This is a genomic window from Chryseobacterium subflavum, from assembly GCF_055762745.1.
Map to the genome: position 1 here is coordinate 1,444,350 of NZ_JBVTMR010000001.1, position 19,298 is coordinate 1,463,647.

A 19,298-nucleotide genomic window follows, 5' to 3' on the forward strand; every position below is an offset into this window, starting at 1 on the left:
TATCATGAAAGAAGTATTCATTGTATCAGCAAAACGTACTCCCGTCGGAGGATTACTTGGGAATCTGTCCACTTTTACAGCCACACAGCTGGGCGCTCTGGCCATTCGGGAAGCTTATAAAAACATTTCTCTGGAACCGGAATTACTGGACAGTGTTTATATGGGAAATGTACTGAGTGCAGGAGTAGGACAGGCTCCGGCAAGACAAGCTGCTATTTTTGCTGATATCCCGTATGATAAAGATGCCACGACCATCAATAAGGTATGTGCTTCAGGAATGAAGGCAACTTCATTGGGAGCACAGCAAATCCAGACAGGCCTTGAACATCTCATCGTAACAGGCGGAATGGAAAGTATGAGCAATACACCACATTATGCCTTCATAAGAAACGGAAAAAAATTAGGAGACCTTACCCTTACTGATGGGATGACTAAAGACGGTTTATGGGACGTTTATCATAATTTCCATATGGGAAGTGCGGCAGAGCTGGGAATTAAAAAATATGGACATACCCGGCAGGAACTGGATGATTATGCATTGTCTTCTTATCAGAAATCACAAAACGCAACTGCACAGGGGAAATTTAAAAATGAAATTGTTCCTGTAGAATTCACCAAAGGAAAAGAAACCATTACCATCGATAAAGATGAAGATATTTTTAAGCTTATTCCTGAAAAAATGGCTCAGCTGAAGCCTGTTTTTGAACGGGACGGATTGCTTACCGCGGCCAACTCCAGTAATCTGAATGACGGTGCCGCAGCTTTGATTCTCGCTTCGGCAGAAGCTGTAGAAAAATATCAGCTGAAACCGCTTGCCAAAATTATCGGTTACGCAGATGCCGCCCAGGCACCGGAATGGTTCACAACATCTCCGGCTCTTGCTATTCCAAAAGCTCTTTTAAGTGCCAACCTTGACCTTTCAGCAGTAGATTATTTTGAGATCAATGAAGCTTATGCCTCAGTTGTACTTTCCAATCAGAAGATCTTAGGTTTTGATCCTGAAAAAGTGAATGTATATGGCGGCGCAGTAGCCATCGGACATCCTATAGGAGCTTCCGGGGCCAGAATTCTTGTGACGCTTGTCAATGTCCTTCAACAGGAAAAGGGAAAATATGGTGTAGCTGCCATTTGTAATGGCGGCGGCGGAGCTTCCGCTATGGTTATCGAAAATATGAATATATAACTAAAGTATTTTTAATTTCCATTAAAAAATGTCTGGCCAGATGAATGACCGGACATTTTTTTATGAATACAATATTCCAGGCTTACGAAGGCAGGCCTTTTAAAAACTCCCTGATGTCATTACTTATTTCTTCTGTATGGGTTTCCAGTGCGAAATGTCCGGTTTCATAAAATTTTACAATAGCATCAGGAATATCTTTTTTGTAAGCTTCCGCTCCCGGAGGCAAAAAGAAAGGATCATATTTTCCCCATGCAGCCAGGAACCGGGGCTGGTATTTTCTGAAATATGCCTGAAATTCAGGATATAGTGCCACATTAGTCCGGTAATCCAGCATCAGGTCAATCTGAATATCATTCATTCCCGGGCGGTCCAGAAAATGCTGATCCAGAGCATAAGATTCAGGGGCGATAAGCGAAAGATCCTTAACACCTTCCTGGTACTGGAATTTGGTCATCTTTTCAGAAGTAAAATCACTTAAGAGCTTACGGTTTTCCGGAGTAGGATCTTCCCAGTATTTTCTTATCGAACTCCAGCTGTCACTAAGACCTTCTTCATATGCATTCCCATTCTGAGAAATAATTCCCGTTATTTTTTCGGGATTGGCTAAAGCTAACCTAAGACCGGTAGGAGCACCATAATCAAAAATATAAAGGGCAAATCTTTTTAATTCCAATCTATCAATAAATCCCTGCATTATCCTGGCAAGATTATCAAACGTATAGCTGAAGTGGTCAGAATCCGGAGCATCACTAAACCCGAAACCCGGTAGATCCGGTGCAATGATATGATATTGATCATTCAGCTTAGGAATCAGGTTGCGGAACATGTGTGAAGACGTAGGAAATCCATGAAGAAGCAAAAGAACAGGAGCATCTTCAGGCCCGGATTCACGGTAAAAAATATTCAGACCATCAACGTCTGTATTGTTGTAATAAATGGTTGGGTTCATAATTGTTTTTATTTTTTTGTTATTTCAAAATTACGCCATACATTTGATTACATAAAACGATTAATTATGATATGAATAATCATAAAAAATGATACATGAATTTAAATGATTTAAAAATATTTGAAGCAGTAGCTGCTTCCGGCAGTTTTACAAAAGCTGCGGAAGTTATGTGTACCGTACAATCCAATGTTACCGCAAGGATAAAAACGCTCGAAGAAGAACTGGAAGCTCAGCTTTTTACGCGTACTTCCAGAAAAGTTTCTTTAACCACGGCCGGACATGCATTTATTCAATATGCCCGTAAGATTTCACACACAATAGAAGAAGCCAAAAAGGAAATTAAAAATTCTGATCAGATAGGAGGGAACCTGTGCATAGGATGTATAGAGACAACACTGGTATTTAAAGCCCCCGAAATCCTTTCGGGTTTTATGAATGCTTATCCTCATGTCCAGCTGGAATTTAAATCGGACACCCGCTCAAAGCTTATTGATGATGTTCTGAATTATAAGCTGGATGCGGCGTTTGTTTCTGCACCTATTCATTCCGCACAACTCGAGCAGATCCACATCAAGCAGGATGAGCTGGTTATTGTGACTTCTCTGGATGAAAGATCAGTCAATCAAATTCTCAAAAAGGACAATCTGAATATTGTTGTTTTTGACCAGGGTTGCGTTTACAGGGCAAGGCTTGAAACTTTGCTCAATGCAAGGGGAGTGATACAATACAAGAGCATGGTCATGAATTCTATTGAAGGGATCATTAATTTCGTTGAAGCAGGCCTGGGAATTACCTTGCTTCCGCTTGAGCTGATTGAAAAGTATTACGGTGGCAGGAAATTGAAAACCTTTAAGCTCAGTAAGGAGATCAATACCATATCCACTTCTCTCATCTACCTGAAAAGCATTCCCAAATCCCAAGCTTTGGAATCTTTTATCGGGATGTATGCAACAGGTAATAAAAAAGCAATCTCTTTTTGAGATTGCCTTTTGTAATTATTTACAGTTCCGGAGCTAATGGCCAGTCTACGGGAATTTTTGTAGCTGCAAACAAGTAATTGGTTATTGTTTTATCACCGATCGCAATAATCACATCTACCAAATGGCCTTCGGTATATCCTTCATTGAAAAACTGATTTTTTGTCTCCTCAGAAATCTCACCCTTATTGCTTACTGCCTCATAAACCAGTTGCCCTAAGGAATTGAGTTTTGAATCAAAAGATATTTTTGCTTTTCTGATTTCAAGGATCTGATCATCATCAAATCCGTTCAGCTTTGCAATAGCAGTGTGAGCACTTAAACAATACAGGCAATTGTTATACTGGCTGACAATAAGGTTCACTACTTCTTTTTCTTTTGCTTTTAAGGATGACTTGGCATTTTGCAAGGCAAGATAAGTGGCAAGCCCATTTTCCGAATGTGCAAAAGTTGCATACAGATTAGGAACAAAGCCAACCCCTTTTTCTAATTGGTTAAAAATATTTTGATTTGCTTCTGAAAGCTGCTCTTTTTGAGGAATCTGAAAATTTTTCATTTGTAATTGTTGTTTAAAATTAATACGACAAAGTTCAGTGATCCCTGACCTCAAAAAAATAGAACAATTTCCCGAAGATGTATGCTTTTTTCCCTTTCCAAATGATACATTTGTTCAAATAAGACTTTTATTAAAAATTAGTGAGATAAAAGATGATCTATAATTTCTATAATAAACAGACGGAAGCAGCTTGCCGGCTTCTTGTCCATGAAGAAAAATTTGACAGGGTTTTCTACGGAAAAGACCGTAAAGACAAATTTCTGACATTGGCATGGAACCAGGGTCCGGACATTTTTATTACAATAGATAAAATATCCTATCTATTCAAATCAGGCAGCATACTTTGCTTAATGGTCAATCAGTCATTTGATTTTCCCGACAATTCACAAATCATCGTATGGCAGTTTAATAAAGATTTCTACTGCATTGAAAGTCATGATTCCGAAGTAGGGTGTGTAGGATTTCTTTTTTATGGTTTGTCTCAAAGTATGTTTGTTTCCGTGGAGGATCAGGTCCGTGATAAACTCACATTGCTACTGCGTATTTTTATTGAAGAATTCCAGGATGTAGATGATATCCAGGAGGACATGCTCCGGATGCTGTTGAAGCGCCTGATCATCCTGATTACACGGTCGGCAAAAAAACAATTTGTTGCAGATCAATTTCCTGAACAAAAACTGGATATTATCCGGCAATTCAGTTTACTGGTTGAAAAGAATTATAAGTCGGAACATTCCGTAAAGTTTTATGCAGATCAGCTTCATAAGTCTCCCAAAACCCTGTCCAATCTTTTTAATCTCTATAATAACGGAACTCCCTCTGAAATCATTCAGCAAAGGATTATACTGGAAGCTAAAAGATTACTGCTTTTTACCAACAGCTCAGCCAAAGAAATTGCTTATGAATTAGGATATGAAGATGTTGCTTATTTCAGTAGCTTTTTCAAAAGGGTAACGGGACTTTCACCTCTGGCGTTCAAAAAGCAATCAGCAGGAATTTCCACTCCATAAAAAAGCCTCCCGAGGGAGGCCTTAAAAAACACAAATGATGAAAAAAAATTATTTCGAAGTGCAAATATAATAAAATATATTATGTAATACATTATAATTTTATTAATATTTTAATTCAATTTTAAATAACATATTAATATTATGCATACATACTATTAATATATTTTCAAATATAGGTATAATTCTTTCAGAGGAGTTTTTTCTATTTAAACATACAGCAAGTATTTCAGATCCATAAAAAAACCTCCGGGAAAAATCCCGGAGGTTTGAAACTTTTTATTGACTAAAATTTGAATACACAGCCGCAAACGCTCATTTTACCTTCAACGACTGTTGTCCATTGTCCGTTCCAGGTACCACCGTAAGAGGCACAAATGGAAGGGCATATTTCTTTTGCATCTTCATTGCTCCAGATAGGACCTGCCAGAACATCCAATGTATATTCTGTGCTTCCTGTAGGAACCGTATCGTACTCAACTTCAATTACACTCATTTCCCCCTCAACAATGGTAGACCATTGTCCGGTAAATTTTCCTAAATGTGCCGCAGCAATACGACCTCCTAATTTCTGAGCCTGATCGTTGCTCCAAAGCGGACCTGCAACGATGTTGATTTTGAATTTTGACATGGTGTTTGTTTTTTATGTTTTAACATACCAAAGGTGCAACTATAATAAAACAAACACTAGAGTAGAAAACACCATTTTTTTTGGTCAGTATTTATACCTACTGCTTTAAAAAAAAATGAGTTAACCCCCATCAATAAAGGGCTAATAGGTTTAAATTATTTCTCCGAAATTAGATATATCAGATTGATCAATGGAAAATAACAGAAAAAACAAAAGAAGTTAATTTTTTTAAGAGAAAAGGACATAAAAAAAGACGAAGCTATAATTATTACTTATAGCCTCATCAATTTTTTCAATCATTTGGTTTTGTTGGTACAAATTTAGAGCAATTCGTACGACAGGTACAGATACAGTTGCTGTTTTTTATTAGGGCACAGATTACCAATTACTGGCAATTTCCCCAAGCGTCTTAAGATCGGAGTTAACTTTATCTGTCCATTCCATCGCAAAATTAAGCCTCATACAGTTGTTATACTGATTGTATTGGGTAAACATTCTTCCCGGAGCAAAAGTAATATTCCGCCTGATGGCCATATCAAACAGTTTGACAGTATCAATTTTTTTATCAAGTTCCAGCCATACCATAAATCCACCTTCCGGCTGGGAAACTTTAGTATTATCAGGAAAATAATCCTCAATGCCCTGCTGAAGCTTCAGACAATTATTTTGTACTATTTTCCGGAATGTACGAAGATGATGATCATACCTTCCGTTTTCTAAAAAATGGGATATGGCTTCCTGATACAAAGCAGGGGTAGAAAGCGTTTGTATCAGCTTCTGCTGGATAATTTTATCCTTATACTTGCCCGGGATAATCCATCCGAGCCTGTAACCCGGTGCCAGTGTTTTGGATATGGAATTCACCAACATCACAATACCGGCTTCATCAAATGCTTTACAGGGTTTCGGCCTCTCGGCTCCATAATACACATTCCTGAAAATATCATTTTCAACTAATGGAATATCCCATTCCGTAAGCATTTTTACAAGCTCCTTTTTATGATCGTCAGGCATGAGTGTACCTAAAGGATTATTGAAGTTAACCACAAAACAGCATGCACTTATGACAGGCAAAACCTTTTTCAATGCTTCGAGATCTAAACCTGTAGAAGGGTCTGAAGGGATTTCTACAGCTTCAAGTCCCATGGCATTTATCATTTTAAGAATACCAAAGTAAGCGGGACTTTCTACAGCAACCTTATCTCCGGGTTTGGTAACCGCCATCAGGCAGGTAAACATTCCGTTCATCGCTCCGGACGTTGCTATCACATCATCTTCTGTAACTTTACCCTCCAGCATAAATGCCCATCTGGCAACCGTTCTTCTAAAATTGAGATTTCCCTGAACAGATTCGTACGTTGCCCCGCCATTTGCCAGGCTTCGCATAACTGTAGTCACGCTCTTATTAAGCTGGGCGATGGGCAGCAGGCTTTTTTCCGGCAGCCCGAGGGAAAAATGGGTAATGTCCGTATTTTCCGAAGAAGCAAATGTCTTAAGGAAAAGATGTTCCGGGTACTGCTCTTTTTGCAGGGATTCCAGGATAATAACAGAAGGAAGAGAAAATTTCCTTTGTGAAGCTTTACTTACATAGTAGCCGGATTTAGGTCGTGGTTCTATCAACGATTTACTTTCTAACTCCAGAAATGCCTGCCGAACGGTATTGATGCTTACATTATATACTTTCTGTAAGGTCCGTATAGAAGGCAATTTATCACCAAGCCTTAACGTTCCACTGAGAATCTGCTGCTCAATGATCCCGGCAATTTTCAGATAAAGGATTTCTTTTTTCATTCAATCGGTATTATTTCTGTGTAGTTCAAAATTAAGAAATTAAATCCCCGTTTAATAATTTATCATGCAGATAAAGAGTCACAAGCACTGCGTTAATTCATAAAAAATGATTTCTATCAGAAATACCGCTTAATACGATATATTTCATACAAAAGTGAATGATCTGTAAAATATTGTTCTATAACTTTTTAAAATTGTATTATAAAAAATCTTAATTTTAAGTGATTTTAGATTTTTTTAATATTTTTTAACAAAATTTATATTTCTATTTTTGCAACAAAATCTTATAAATTATGAAAAAAATTTTATTAACCCTTTCTCTTTCTTTGGGAATTTTTGCTGCAGCACAAGAAGCAAAAACAGAGGCTCCGGCTGTTGATACGACAAAAGCATGGAGCATTCAAGGTCAAAACACATTAATGCTGAACCAGGCGGCATTCTCGAACTGGGTAGGTGGTGGAGCAAACAACGTGGGTTGGCTTGCCGGTGTGAATTATAACCTTACTTATGAAAAAGGGAAGGACCTTTGGGAAAATATTATTATCCTTGGATACGGACAAAACAATACCCAGGGCGTAGGAACAAGAAAGACCCAGGATGTAATTAATCTTTCAAGTAACTATGGGAGGGAGATCGCTAAAAATTGGTACGCATCCGGTGGTGTAAGTTTACAAACTCAATTTGCTCCGGGCTATGAGGACGGAAATAATCCTGATGCGAAAAAGATATCCAACTTTATGGCTCCGGGATACCTTAATGTAGGTGCTGGTTTTACATACAGACCTAATGATAATTTCACCATGACATTACGTCCGGCAAATGCAAGGGTAACTTTTGTACTGGATAAAGACCTTCAGTATGCAGGAACTTACGGCTTAAAGAATGATGGAGATTCTTCACTATTTCAGTTCGGTTTCCTGGGAACAGCCATTTATAAAATAAAGATCATGGAAAACATCAACCTTACAAATACAGGGTCTGTCTTTTCCAATTATTTAGATCATCCTGAAAGACTGGTCCTGTCTTACAGCGGAATTTTAAATATGAAGATCAACAAATTTATTTCAACCAACATAACGCTGGATCTTTTATATGATCACAACCAGATCAGAAGAACACAGCTGAAACAGACTTTGGGAGTTGGTTTTGCCTATAATATTGATAACGGGAAAAAACGTTCTGATAAAAAAGACAATCAATCCTGGATGAAGAAGTAGCACTATTCATCGAAAAAATAAAAAAGACTAACCGAAGAATGGTTAGTCTTTTTTATTTAGTATGGAGAAAAATGAAAATTATTGATGTCCGCTTTTTCTGCCCATTAAAGTCAGCATAGCCAGAAGCCCACTGATCGCGCCAAAAAAATAAATAGACTGATATCCCAGCCAGCCTGCAATAATCCCCGCTATCGGACCAGCCAGGCCTAGTGAAAGATCGAAAAAAGCGGAATAAGCTCCCAGTGCTGTTCCTCTCATTTGCGGAGTTACCTTTTTAATGGCGAGTACTCCCAAAGATGGAAATACCAGGGAAAAACCAATTCCCGTAAGTGCACAGCCTACGATTGCCATCCATCCCGAATGAGAAAAACCTATCAATAGCTGTCCTATGATCTCAATAGCAAAAGACCCTAAGGCTACTTTATAACCACCGTACTTGTCGGGAAGGGAGGCAAATAATATTCTGGTAAGAATGTAAAATCCACCAAAACAAACAAAAGCAAGAGAAGCATGCTCCCAGTTTTTCTCAGCGAAAAGCAAAGCGATAAAGGAAGCTATGCATGCAAATCCTATGGAAGAGAAAGCCAGTGCCAATCCCTGATCGGAGACTTTTGCAATCACTTTATAAAAAGGAGTTCTTATATGAGTAGGATCCGCTTCAAGGGTTGGCAGCCGGGCTGTTGATAACCAGCTCACTACAGAAAGGACCAGAATTAATGTAAAAGGAACAACACTACCGAATTGGCTTCCCATCCATATACTTAACGGGGCTCCTAAAGCGATTCCTCCATACATTGAAATTCCGTTCCAGGTCATTACTTTGCCGGAATTGTGTGCTCCCACAAGTCCAATTCCCCAGGTTAGCGCTCCCGTTACCATCATACTTTCAGAAATACCATGAATAATTCTTGACAGAATCAGCAATCCTAATGCTAAAATTGGGAAATGTACAGAGGAACTTCCTGCAATATAAAGGATCCCGGCTACAAAAACCATAAATATCCCTCTGTGATTACTGATTTTAGCCCCAAGTGTATCGGTTATTTTACCGGCATAAGCCCTTGTTAATAAAGTAGCTAAAAACTGAAGCCCCATCACACCCCCCACGATAAAGGAGTCGAATTTCAGTTCATTTTTAATCAGAGCCGGTAAGGCACCCAGTGTAATTCCAATTGTAAGGTATACCGCAAATACGGAAATTACAATCGGAGCGAGAACTTTTTTTAAAGGTATGTTGTTGTGATAATGAGTATCTCCAATCTTAGGAGTTACCATAGTTGTACTTTTGATTGCCATATTGCATCGTTTTTTTAGTTATTTTTCGAGTACAAAAGTAGATCGGCAACATACAATTAGCGATAGCTATTCAATGGCTATAATTGGACAAATAATGGTTTTCTTTTCCGGAATTCAGATGCTGTATAACCGGTATTCTTTTTAAAAAAGCGCGAAAAATAAGTATAATCATCATATCCAAGGTCAAAAGCAATTTCCTTAATATCCATGTCAGTATAGTACAAAAGACGCTGAGACTCCAGGATAATTTCCTGCTGTATCCAATGACTGGCTGCAAAACCTGTGATTTCTTTTACCACCTCATTCAGATACAGAGGGGTGATATGAAGTTTCACTGCGTATTCCTTTACCTGTTTCAATTCCCTGTAATGCGATTGAATCATTTGTTTAAAAAGCAATACTGTCTTATATTTCTGTCCGCCAATGACTTTTTCAGAATGCTTGTTTCTGACCAACGCTCTTACCATAAGACCTGCCAGGCTATCCGTAAATGAATTGATAAGATTATTTTGAAAAGAAACTTCATTATGAGCCAATACAGCATCAAAAACCGGAATAAACGAAAACAGACTGTCATTCTTTTCAACTTCTGCAGCCTGGTTAGAATTGAGGTAAGTAGTGAAAATCTCAAGATAAGTTTTAGGAATCAGTGCCGTTTCTATAAACACCAACCAGCCTTTAGAATGCTCATTTTTTATATACCGGTGAACCTGTCCGGGTGCAACATATAACACTGCAGCTCCATGAAGTTCAACCTTACGGAAATCCAGTTCTAATGAAGAATATCCTTCCTGCTGAATAACAAACATAAAATGTTCATCGCGGTGAGCTGCCTGTACAGATTCTTCAAGTTCACCCATAGGACAAATTTCTATACCGGTGCTGTTGAGTTCGTTTGTATGGAGTAAAATGTTCGATTTTGCCATCACTGAAACATTGGGCTGTTAGAGCGTGTAAATGTAATCATATTGCCTGATATTTTAATAAAAGCAACACTTTCTTTCATATGATATATATGGTAATATGAGGCATTCGTTTTAAACCATTTATTTTACATTTCATCTTAAATTTTTCCTGCTTGACTCAAAAAACAGATGCGCATTTAGAAAATCAATATTTATATTTACAGAATTAATGGTTCCAAAACCTACTTGCTCTATGATGAGAAAAACCCAAATAAGGAAAAAAAAATTATTATCTGCCACCAAAAAACGCCTGGTCATATGGGCTGTGGCAATCATTTCATTTTATTTATTTTCCTATCTCATGGATCCTTTTGATCCGGTATGGGAAGACTATGTTAAAGATCCGTTGGATTTTCTGATCAGTGATTTTCTGTGGGTGCTTCTTTTTTCAGTTATTATTTCGGAGGTAAGCATATTGATCGACAGCCAGCTTAATAAGTTGCTTCCATGGAGTAACCGGGGAATAAAACGCTTATGCATACAAGGCATTCTGCAAATTGCCGTAAGCATTCTTTTTGTGGCCATTATCATTAATATTTTTTCCAATACTCCCGACATAGCCAAAATGGATTATCGTAAAGAAATGACCTTGTTGGGACAATGGGTAGCTACCAATATCATTATTTCCCTGCTCATCAGTGCCGTAAATACAGGAGATTATTTACTGGAAAATTGGAAAAAATCTGCCATAGAAGTAACCCAGCACAAGCTAAGGGCTTCTAAACACAAACAGGCTGCAATGGCTGCAGAGCTACAGGCTCTGAAACTACAGATAGACCCTCATTTTATTTTTAATAACCTAAGCGTTTTATCGGAACTTATTCTGGAAAACCAGCAATTAGGTTATGAGTACGCTGAAAATTTCTCTAAAGTTTACCGCTATCTTGTTATTAATTCAAAAAAAGATGTGATCTCTTTAGACGAAGAATTGAAATTTTTAGACTCTTACATTTTCCTGATAAAAAAAAGAATCGGTGACGGAGTCAATTTCGAGATCTCTATTAATCCGGAATTAAGGAATATGATGATCCCTCCTTTAACTCTGCAGTTTTTGGTAGAAAATGCCATCAAACACAATCAAACACTCAGATCCAATCCTCTACAAATAAAAATTTATACATTAACCAGCAAAAATCTTGTTGTCTGCAACACTTTGATCCCTCTCATCAATAAAGCCGAATCTTCCAAAGTGGGTATTAAAAACATCATGAACCGGTTTGAATTGCTTGGAGATAAAAAGCCGTTGATCCTTCAAACAGAAAAAGATTTCCTTGCCAAAATACCATTATTATGAAGCTCAATAAGATCTTAATCGTAGAAGATGAAAAGCCTAATGCGGACCGCCTAAAAAGGTTATTGCTGAAATTGCGGCCCCACGCTGAAATTGTATCTGTTGAAGATTCCGTAGCATCAGCAGTACAATGGTTGGAAGAAAATCCGGCTCCTGATATCATTATGATGGATATCCAGCTGGCAGACGGCTTAAGTTTTGAAATTTTCAATCAGACAGAAATTAAATGTCCTGTGATCTTCACCACCGCTTATGATGAATATGCAGTAAAAGCATTTAAATACAACAGCATCGATTATCTTTTAAAACCTGTTGAGGAAGAGGAGCTCGAAACCGCATTAAAGAATTATGAAACCTTTATGGAAACCATTCCATATGTAGGAACTGCTATAGAGGGACTGCTGAACTACATCCAGCCCAAAGATTACAGGAAGCGTTTCCTTTTAGCCCACAGAGACGGTTATAAAACCCTGCTCTCGGAGGATATCCTCTATTTTTTTACTGAACTGGGCATCAGCAGGGCTGTTGTAAAAAACGGAAACACAGAAATTGTTCCCCAGACCTTAGAGGAACTGGAAAAACAGCTGGATCCTAAAATGTTTTTCAGAGCCAACAGGCAGTTTATCATCAACATAGATTCCGTACAGCATATTTCCAATTACTTCAACGGAAAGCTAAAACTCGACCTGGTCAGGCATCCGGATATTGAAGTCATTGTAAGCAGGGAAAAAGCTTCGGCACTGAAGTCCTGGATGGATTATTAGATCACCTATATGATTTCTACGATAGTGGAAATCTTTTTTTTATCATACAATTTAAAATTCTTCATCCCAAACATTTGTTCGGGGTAATACTCTTTATCATTTCAGTAATAGGAAAAATCTCGTTTTATACCCTTTTCTTTTCATTTCAGCTATTAAACGCTTCATCCCCGAATAATTACGTTTCACTGAAATTCTCCCTATCAATGCCCTTTTTTTGCGATTATTTTGTAGTCAACAAATAGTAAATCGTATATTATGAATTGTAAAAAAGGTTATTTCGTACTGCTATTGACAGCAGCTGTTTTTCTCCAGTCCTGCAACTCCGGAAAAAGCCAGGAAACAGGTGAGCAAATGTCTGCACTTCCTACCGATTTTATACAGCTGAAATCAGGAAATGCTGATATTTCTTCCGGATATCCGGGAAGTATCGAAGGACAGGATAATGTGGATATCAAAGCCCAGGTCACAGGCTATCTGGAAACGGTATACGTAAAAGAAGGGCAATATGTACAAAAAGGGCAGACGCTTTTCAGGATCAATCCTTCAGTCTATAATGAACAGGTAAATAATAGTGATGCTGCATTAAAAATAGCATTGGCCAACCAGGCGAGTGCCAGACTTGAAGTAGAAAAACTAAAACCATTGGTGGAAGGAAATGTGGTTTCCGATATGCAGCTGAAAACAGCTCAGGCAAGCTATGCAGCAGCAACAGCTCAGGTCGCACAGGCTAAATCTGCATTAGGCTCTTCAAAGATCAATGCCGGATTTGCGTATATAAAAGCTCCTGTATCGGGATATATTGGCAGGATCGTCAACAGAACCGGAAATCTGATTACCCCTTCTGATGCCACTCCGCTTACCACACTTTCCGATATCCATACAGTGAATGTTTATTTTGCAATGAACGAAGCCGATTTCCTTCGCTATACCAAAGCCAGAATGGCCTCCGAAGATCAAACCGGAAACGTTGAACTGATCCTTCCGGATGGTTCTACCTATCCATATAAAGGAAAGTTGGAAAATGCCAGTGGAAATTTTGACCGGATGACAGGAAGTATGCAGCTGAAAGCAATATTTCAAAATCCTGATCAACTTCTTCGTGCAGGAGGTACAGCGCGGGTAAAGATTCATCAGTATGTGGATGATGTCATTAAATTACCTAAAACAGCTGTAAAGGATATTCAGGACAGATTTTTTGTTTACAAACTGAATGCTCAGAACAAAGTTGTTATGACTCCAATTGAAATCTCAGGAGGAACCATCTCTGATTATTTCGTTTCATCAGGAGTGCAGCCGGGAGATAAAATAGCCATCAACAGGATTGATGTCCTTAACGAAGGAGCATCAGTACTCCCTAAAATCATCCCTTCAAAATAGATTCTAAAAACACAATGTACTCATCCAAAGAAATTAAGACATGCTAAAAAAGATCATAGACCGACCGGTATTGGCCACTGTAATTTCCCTTATTATTGTCATATTGGGAATCATAGGCCTCAGCAAACTTGCGGTAACCCGGTTTCCGGATATTTCGCCGCCTACCATTATGGTTTCCGGATCTTATCCGGGAGGAAATAGTGAAACCGTTATCCGCTCCGTAGTAACGCCTTTAGAAGAGCAGATCAATGGAGTGGAAGATATGCAATATATTAAGTCGAATGCCAGTAATGACGGAACTTTTTCCATTTCAATTATATTCAAACAAGGAGTTAATCCCGATCAGGCTGCCGTAAATGTACAGAACAGAGTGCAGCAGGCAACCCCTATTTTACCTCAGGAAGTTGTGAGAATGGGATTAACCACCTCCAAGCAGCAAAACAGTATGATCATGCTGTTTAACATTTATACTGACGATAATAAAAAGTATGATGAAACCTTTTTACAGAATTATGCCAACATCAATCTTATTCCACAGGTAAAAAGGGTAAAGGGTGTAGGGCAGGCTCAGGTTTTCGGAGCTAAAGATTATTCAATGAGAATCTGGCTGAATCCGCAGAAAATGTCATCTTACGGACTGGAACCTGCTGATATTTCCAATGCTGTAGCTGATCACAGTCTGGAATCTGCTCCCGGTAAACTGGGTGAGGAATCCAATGCTTCCCTTGAATATGTTATCCGGTACAAAGGAAAGAAAAACAAACCTGAACAATTTGAAAACATCGTTGTTAAAAATGACGGAACCAAACTGATCCGCCTTAAAGACGTAGCAAGAGTAGAATTCGGATCAATTTCTTACAGCGGGGATAATCTTTCAAATGGTAAAAATGCCGTGACTGTTGCTATCATGCAGACTACGGGATCTAATGCCAATGAAATTGAAATTGGAATCAACAAATCCATTGAACAGCTCTCCAAATCTTTTCCTCCCGGAATTAAATACTCTAAAGTGATCAGTACCAAAGAAAGATTGGACGAAGCAACCGGACAGGTAAAATCTACGTTGATAGAAGCATTTATTCTAGTGTTTATTGTTGTGTTTATTTTCTTACAGGACTTCAGGTCTACCATTATTCCTGCTATTGCGGTTCCCGTAGCGATTGTCGGAACTTTCTTTTTCCTTCTTGTACTAGGGTTCACGATTAATGTACTGACACTTTTTGCATTGGTTCTGGCCATCGGTATTGTCGTTGATGATGCAATCGTTGTCGTAGAAGCGGTACACAGTAATATGGAAGGAACCAGCCTTACCGGTAAGGAAGCAACACACAAAGCCATGAATGAAATTACCGGAGCTGTTATTTCAATTACCCTGGTTATGTCTGCCGTATTTATTCCGATCGGATTCATGTCGGGTTCAGCAGGATTATTTTATAAACAGTTTGCCTATACGCTGGCTATTGCAATTATTATTTCGGCAGTGAATGCATTAACATTAACACCTGCATTATGTGCCGTTTTTCTTAAAAATAACCATTCCCATGAGGAAAATGGTAAGAAGAAAGGATTTGGAAAAAGATTCGCTACCGCTTTCAATGCCAGCTTTAATAATTTAACGGGCAGATATGTAAAAGGCGTACGCTTTCTGATCAACAGAAAATGGATTGCCGGAGGTCTGATCATAGGGATTATCGGGGGAGCCGCATGGCTGATGACTTCTACGTCCAAAAGTTTTGTGCCTATGGAAGACGACGGACTGTTTATGTATACCTTAAGCATGCCACCAGGAACAGGATTAACGAAAACAACAGAAGTATCTGATAAAATGAATGCCATGCTTAAAAAACTGGATGCTATTCAGGAAAATACATCTATCACAGGTTACAATTTATTGAGTAACAGTTCAGGGCCGGCCTATGCTATGGGATTTGTAAAATTGAAGCCTAAAAAAGAAAGAGGAAAAACCCAGGATATTGATGAAATCATGGCCATTGTTAACGAGAAGTTTTCAGGCATCAAAGAGGGAAGTGTCATGACATTCAGAATGCCTCCGGTGGAAGGATATGGTATGACCAACGATGCAGAAATTGTACTTCAGGACCGCATGGGACGTGACCCACAGATTTTAAAGGCTAAAGCTGATGAGCTGATCGGACAGCTGATGCAAAATCCAAACGTAGCTTTTGCCTACACCATGTTCCGGGCAGATTATCCGCAAATGGAGCTGGAAGTGGATGAAGACAAAGCCAAACAGCTAGGTGTAAGCATTTCCAATCTTTTAGGAAGTATACAGACTTATTTTTCAGGAGACCAGTCTCAAAACTTTTCAAGATTCGGGAAATTCTACCGGGTAAATATTAAAGCGGATGGAGTTTTCAGGATGGATGCTGAAGCCTTTAATGATATCTTCGTGAAAAACAACAAAGGTGAAATGGTTCCGGCTAACACCTTGATCACTTTAAAGAAAGTGTATGGCCCTGAATCTGTTGGACGATATAACCTATACAATTCATTGAACATCAACGTGACCCCAAAACCGGGAGTAAGTAACGGGGCATTAATGACATCCCTGGAAAAAACACTGGATAAACTTCCATCTGATTATAGTTACGAATGGACCGGATTGAGCTTAGAGGAAAAGTCATCAGGAAATCAGACTATTGCAATCTTCGGTCTCTGTCTATTGTTTGTTTATCTCCTCCTTGCTGCCCAATACGAAAGTTATATACTTCCATTAGCTGTAATGCTTTCCATTCCTACAGGAATTGTTGGAGCGTTCCTTGGAATAAAAGCAATAGGATTCGACAACAATATTTATGTACAGGTTGGCTTGATCATGCTGATAGGACTTTTAGCCAAAAATGCCATTCTGATCGTTGAATTCGCTGTCCAGCGGAGAAAATCAGGAATGTCTCTTCTCGAGTCGGCTCTTGAAGGGGCGAAGTCCAGATTACGCCCTATTATTATGACTTCACTGGCATTTATTGTGGGAATGATTCCTTTGATGTTATCCTCCGGAGGAATGGCTTCAGGAAATAAATCCATCAGCGTGAGTGCGGCAATGGGAATGCTGAGCGGGGTTGTTCTGGGAGTATTTGTGATTCCAGTATTATATATGTTCTTTCAATATATCGATGAAAAGATTTCGGCAAAGAATCCTAATGTTTCTAATGTTTCATCACTAAATCAATAAAAATGAACACATTTCATATAAAAAATTTCCTTTTATCGGGATTGGCAGCAATACTCCTGTTGTCCTGCGCCGTAGGAAAAGAATATAAGAGACCGGACCTTAATGTCCCTCAAACATATAAAGAGTCCACGAAAGTAACCGGAGATACGGTTATAGTTCCCTGGAAAACATTTTTTAAGGATCCTCAGCTGATTAATCTTATCGATAAGGCTCTCCTGAAAAATAATGAGATCCATACCGCGCTTAAAAATATGGAGCAGCTTGATCTCGCCTACAAGCAGGCCAAAAACAACCTTATACCAACTGTAGATTTCAGTGCAGGGGCCAATAGGGCGTGGGCTTCAAAAAACAGCCTGAATGGTTCCCTTAATGAACAGTTTACCGGAACCAAGTATATTGATGATTTCAGCGCAACGTTAAGGTTGTCGTGGGAAGTGGATATATGGGGAAAGACCAAAATGCAGAAAGAATCCGCTGCAGCTGATTATTTTGCTCAAAAAGAAAATATGAATGCCCTTAAAACACGCATCATCGTACAGGTAGCTCAGGCCTACTACAATTTGATCAGCCTTGATGAACAGCTGAAAATAGCAGAAAAAAATATTGAGCTAAGTGATAATACCCTAAAAATGATGAAGCTGCAATATACGGCAGGACAGATCAATTCATTGGCAATTCAGCAATCTGAAGCCCAAAAGAAAACAGCTGAACTTCTGATCCCTTTGGCCAGGCAGAATATTTCAATACAGGAAAATGCTTTAAGTATTTTGTGTGGCGAATATCCTGGAAAAATCGACAGGGGAAACTCCATGAAAAATATGATCCCCGAAAATACATTGTCAGAAGGAGTTCCCGCCCAGCTTTTAAGCAGACGTCCAGACCTGAAAGCAGCAGAGCTGGCTGTCATCAGCCTGAATGTTAAAACAGGTCTTTCCAAAGCCGCCATGTATCCGAGCATAAGCCTTACTCCACAAATTGGAATCAACTCGAATAAGTTTAATACATGGTTTGACCTCCCGGGATCCATCACCAAGACCCTGGCTGCTAACTTAGCCATGCCTTTATTACAGAAAAGGCAGCTGAAAACAGCTTATGAAACAGCTGTTATTGAACAGGAAAAAGCGGTGATAGCATTCCGGCAATCCATGATGACAGCAGTAAGTGAGGTTTCCGATGCAATGGCCAAATCTAAAGGAACATCAGAAAGGCTCACATTACTGGAACAGAGAACTGCTATTCTGGACAAAGGAATCAATGATGCGCTTAAATTATATAAAAGTGGTATGGCAACTTATCTGGAGGTAATCACTGCACAGAATAACAAGCTCCAGAATGATCTTGAGTATGTAAACATTACCCTGGAAAAGCTAAATGCAGAAGTAGACCTTTACCGGTCTTTAGGAGGAGGGGTTAATTGATACTCAAAATACGATTACTTTTGTGAAACTGCCTTGTAAAATGAGGCAGTTTTTATTTTTTCAATTGATATCTTTTACAAGCTACAAACAAAATAATCTACCGGTCAGAATCAATCATCTTTATATACTCTTCAATAGTTCCTAAATTCATGAATTTTCTCCTCGCGTTTACGTGGCTTGAATCTGCAATATCTTTAAAAAAAACCTTGCCCTTGTCATCTATAGAATATTGGGTCCCATATATCTGTTTTCTGTTATTTAAAATCTCAACCCTGTCGATAAGGTAAGCCAGCTGAGACCTTTCAGCATTTCCTCTTTTAACAGCTTTCTTCATTATGGGAAGATATTTTTCCATTACAGATAATTTCCCCGCGTGTTGTATCGTAACGAACAAAGCAAGATTAGCATCATTTCCGATCTTATCCTTTCCCAACCAACCCAGACTATCAATAATTTTTGTAACGATCATCAAATTATTTCGATCTATCGGATTTTGCTTTTGTGGATTGTATACGGGCGCCCTGTACTTTTGATCATCAACCAATACTTTTTCCAGCTGATATTTTATAATACGGTATTCATCATCCTTCTTTTTACAGGAAGAAATAAGCAATACATTTAATAACAGGATAAAACAACTATGTTTCATGGTATTGATGACAAATTCATGAACTAAAAGTCAG

Annotated in this window: 16 protein-coding genes; 9 read left to right on the forward strand and 7 right to left on the reverse strand. The window is 38.7% G+C overall.

Annotation, left to right across the window (positions count from 1 at the left end; translation table 11 throughout):
• Positions 1-4: 4 nt before the first annotated feature.
• Positions 5-1,183: an acetyl-CoA C-acyltransferase gene (locus AC0INN_RS06270; protein WP_273648029.1), complete on the forward strand. Its 1,179-nt coding sequence runs from the start codon at positions 5-7 to the stop codon at positions 1,181-1,183.
• 82 nt (positions 1,184-1,265) lie between these two features.
• Here AC0INN_RS06270 and AC0INN_RS06275 read toward each other — a convergent pair whose 3' ends face one another.
• Complete coding sequence (locus AC0INN_RS06275; RefSeq protein WP_273648030.1) at positions 1,266-2,132, reverse strand: alpha/beta fold hydrolase; 867 nt, start codon at positions 2,130-2,132, stop codon at positions 1,266-1,268.
• A 95-nt stretch (positions 2,133-2,227) separates the two neighbouring features.
• On the opposite strand from AC0INN_RS06275, the gene AC0INN_RS06280 reads away from it, so the two are divergent.
• Positions 2,228-3,112: a LysR family transcriptional regulator gene (locus AC0INN_RS06280; protein ID WP_273648031.1), complete on the forward strand. Its 885-nt coding sequence runs from the start codon at positions 2,228-2,230 to the stop codon at positions 3,110-3,112.
• 19 nt (positions 3,113-3,131) lie between these two features.
• On the opposite strand, the gene AC0INN_RS06285 is transcribed toward AC0INN_RS06280, so the two are convergent.
• Positions 3,132-3,665: a carboxymuconolactone decarboxylase family protein gene (locus AC0INN_RS06285; RefSeq protein ID WP_273648032.1), complete on the reverse strand. Its 534-nt coding sequence runs from the start codon at positions 3,663-3,665 to the stop codon at positions 3,132-3,134.
• 152 nt (positions 3,666-3,817) lie between these two features.
• Between AC0INN_RS06285 and AC0INN_RS06290 the strand changes: the two genes are divergently transcribed.
• Complete coding sequence (locus tag AC0INN_RS06290; RefSeq protein WP_172282705.1) at positions 3,818-4,675, forward strand: helix-turn-helix domain-containing protein; 858 nt, start codon at positions 3,818-3,820, stop codon at positions 4,673-4,675.
• A 283-nt stretch (positions 4,676-4,958) separates the two neighbouring features.
• Here AC0INN_RS06290 and AC0INN_RS06295 read toward each other — a convergent pair whose 3' ends face one another.
• Positions 4,959-5,303: a mannan-binding lectin gene (locus AC0INN_RS06295; protein WP_172282703.1), complete on the reverse strand. Its 345-nt coding sequence runs from the start codon at positions 5,301-5,303 to the stop codon at positions 4,959-4,961.
• A gap of 378 nt (positions 5,304-5,681) precedes the next feature.
• Complete coding sequence (locus tag AC0INN_RS06300; RefSeq protein ID WP_172282701.1) at positions 5,682-7,094, reverse strand: aminotransferase-like domain-containing protein; 1,413 nt, start codon at positions 7,092-7,094, stop codon at positions 5,682-5,684.
• A 293-nt stretch (positions 7,095-7,387) separates the two neighbouring features.
• Here AC0INN_RS06300 and AC0INN_RS06305 point away from each other — a divergent pair, with 293 nt between their 5' ends.
• On the forward strand, positions 7,388-8,311 hold the full coding sequence (locus AC0INN_RS06305) for a DUF3078 domain-containing protein (protein ID WP_172282699.1): 924 nt from the start codon (positions 7,388-7,390) through the stop codon (positions 8,309-8,311).
• A 78-nt stretch (positions 8,312-8,389) separates the two neighbouring features.
• On the opposite strand, the gene AC0INN_RS06310 is transcribed toward AC0INN_RS06305, so the two are convergent.
• Together AC0INN_RS06310 and AC0INN_RS06315 are read right to left on the reverse strand one after the other, a co-directional pair.
• The gene (locus AC0INN_RS06310) at positions 8,390-9,607 is read right to left on the reverse strand and encodes an MFS transporter (RefSeq protein WP_273648033.1); all 1,218 of its coding nucleotides are present in this window, start codon (positions 9,605-9,607) and stop codon (positions 8,390-8,392) included.
• 77 nt (positions 9,608-9,684) lie between these two features.
• Positions 9,685-10,533 (reverse strand): helix-turn-helix domain-containing protein, encoded by an 849-nt coding sequence (locus tag AC0INN_RS06315; protein WP_273648034.1) that lies wholly within the window; start codon positions 10,531-10,533, stop codon positions 9,685-9,687.
• 232 nt (positions 10,534-10,765) lie between these two features.
• On the opposite strand from AC0INN_RS06315, the gene AC0INN_RS06320 reads away from it, so the two are divergent.
• The 5 genes from AC0INN_RS06320 (at position 10,766) to AC0INN_RS06340 (ending at position 18,615) form a co-directional block, all read left to right on the forward strand.
• Positions 10,766-11,866 (forward strand): sensor histidine kinase, encoded by a 1,101-nt coding sequence (locus AC0INN_RS06320; RefSeq protein ID WP_273648035.1) that lies wholly within the window; start codon positions 10,766-10,768, stop codon positions 11,864-11,866.
• Positions 11,863-12,627 carry a LytR/AlgR family response regulator transcription factor gene (locus AC0INN_RS06325; RefSeq protein WP_306612337.1) on the forward strand — a complete coding sequence of 255 codons (765 nt, stop codon included), beginning with the start codon at positions 11,863-11,865 and terminating at the stop codon, positions 12,625-12,627. The genes AC0INN_RS06320 and AC0INN_RS06325 overlap by 4 nt, the downstream gene beginning before the upstream one ends.
• 255 nt (positions 12,628-12,882) lie before the next feature.
• Entirely contained in the window at positions 12,883-14,004 is a 1,122-nt protein-coding gene (locus tag AC0INN_RS06330; RefSeq protein ID WP_306612339.1) for an efflux RND transporter periplasmic adaptor subunit, read from the forward strand.
• 40 nt (positions 14,005-14,044) lie between these two features.
• Entirely contained in the window at positions 14,045-17,197 is a 3,153-nt protein-coding gene (locus tag AC0INN_RS06335; protein ID WP_306612340.1) for an efflux RND transporter permease subunit, read from the forward strand.
• 2 nt (positions 17,198-17,199) lie between these two features.
• On the forward strand, positions 17,200-18,615 hold the full coding sequence (locus AC0INN_RS06340) for an efflux transporter outer membrane subunit (protein WP_306612341.1): 1,416 nt from the start codon (positions 17,200-17,202) through the stop codon (positions 18,613-18,615).
• Positions 18,616-18,712: 97 nt separating this feature from the next.
• On the opposite strand, the gene AC0INN_RS06345 is transcribed toward AC0INN_RS06340, so the two are convergent.
• Entirely contained in the window at positions 18,713-19,264 is a 552-nt protein-coding gene (locus AC0INN_RS06345) for a DUF6624 domain-containing protein (RefSeq protein WP_306612343.1), read from the reverse strand.
• Positions 19,265-19,298: the final 34 nt, after the last annotated feature.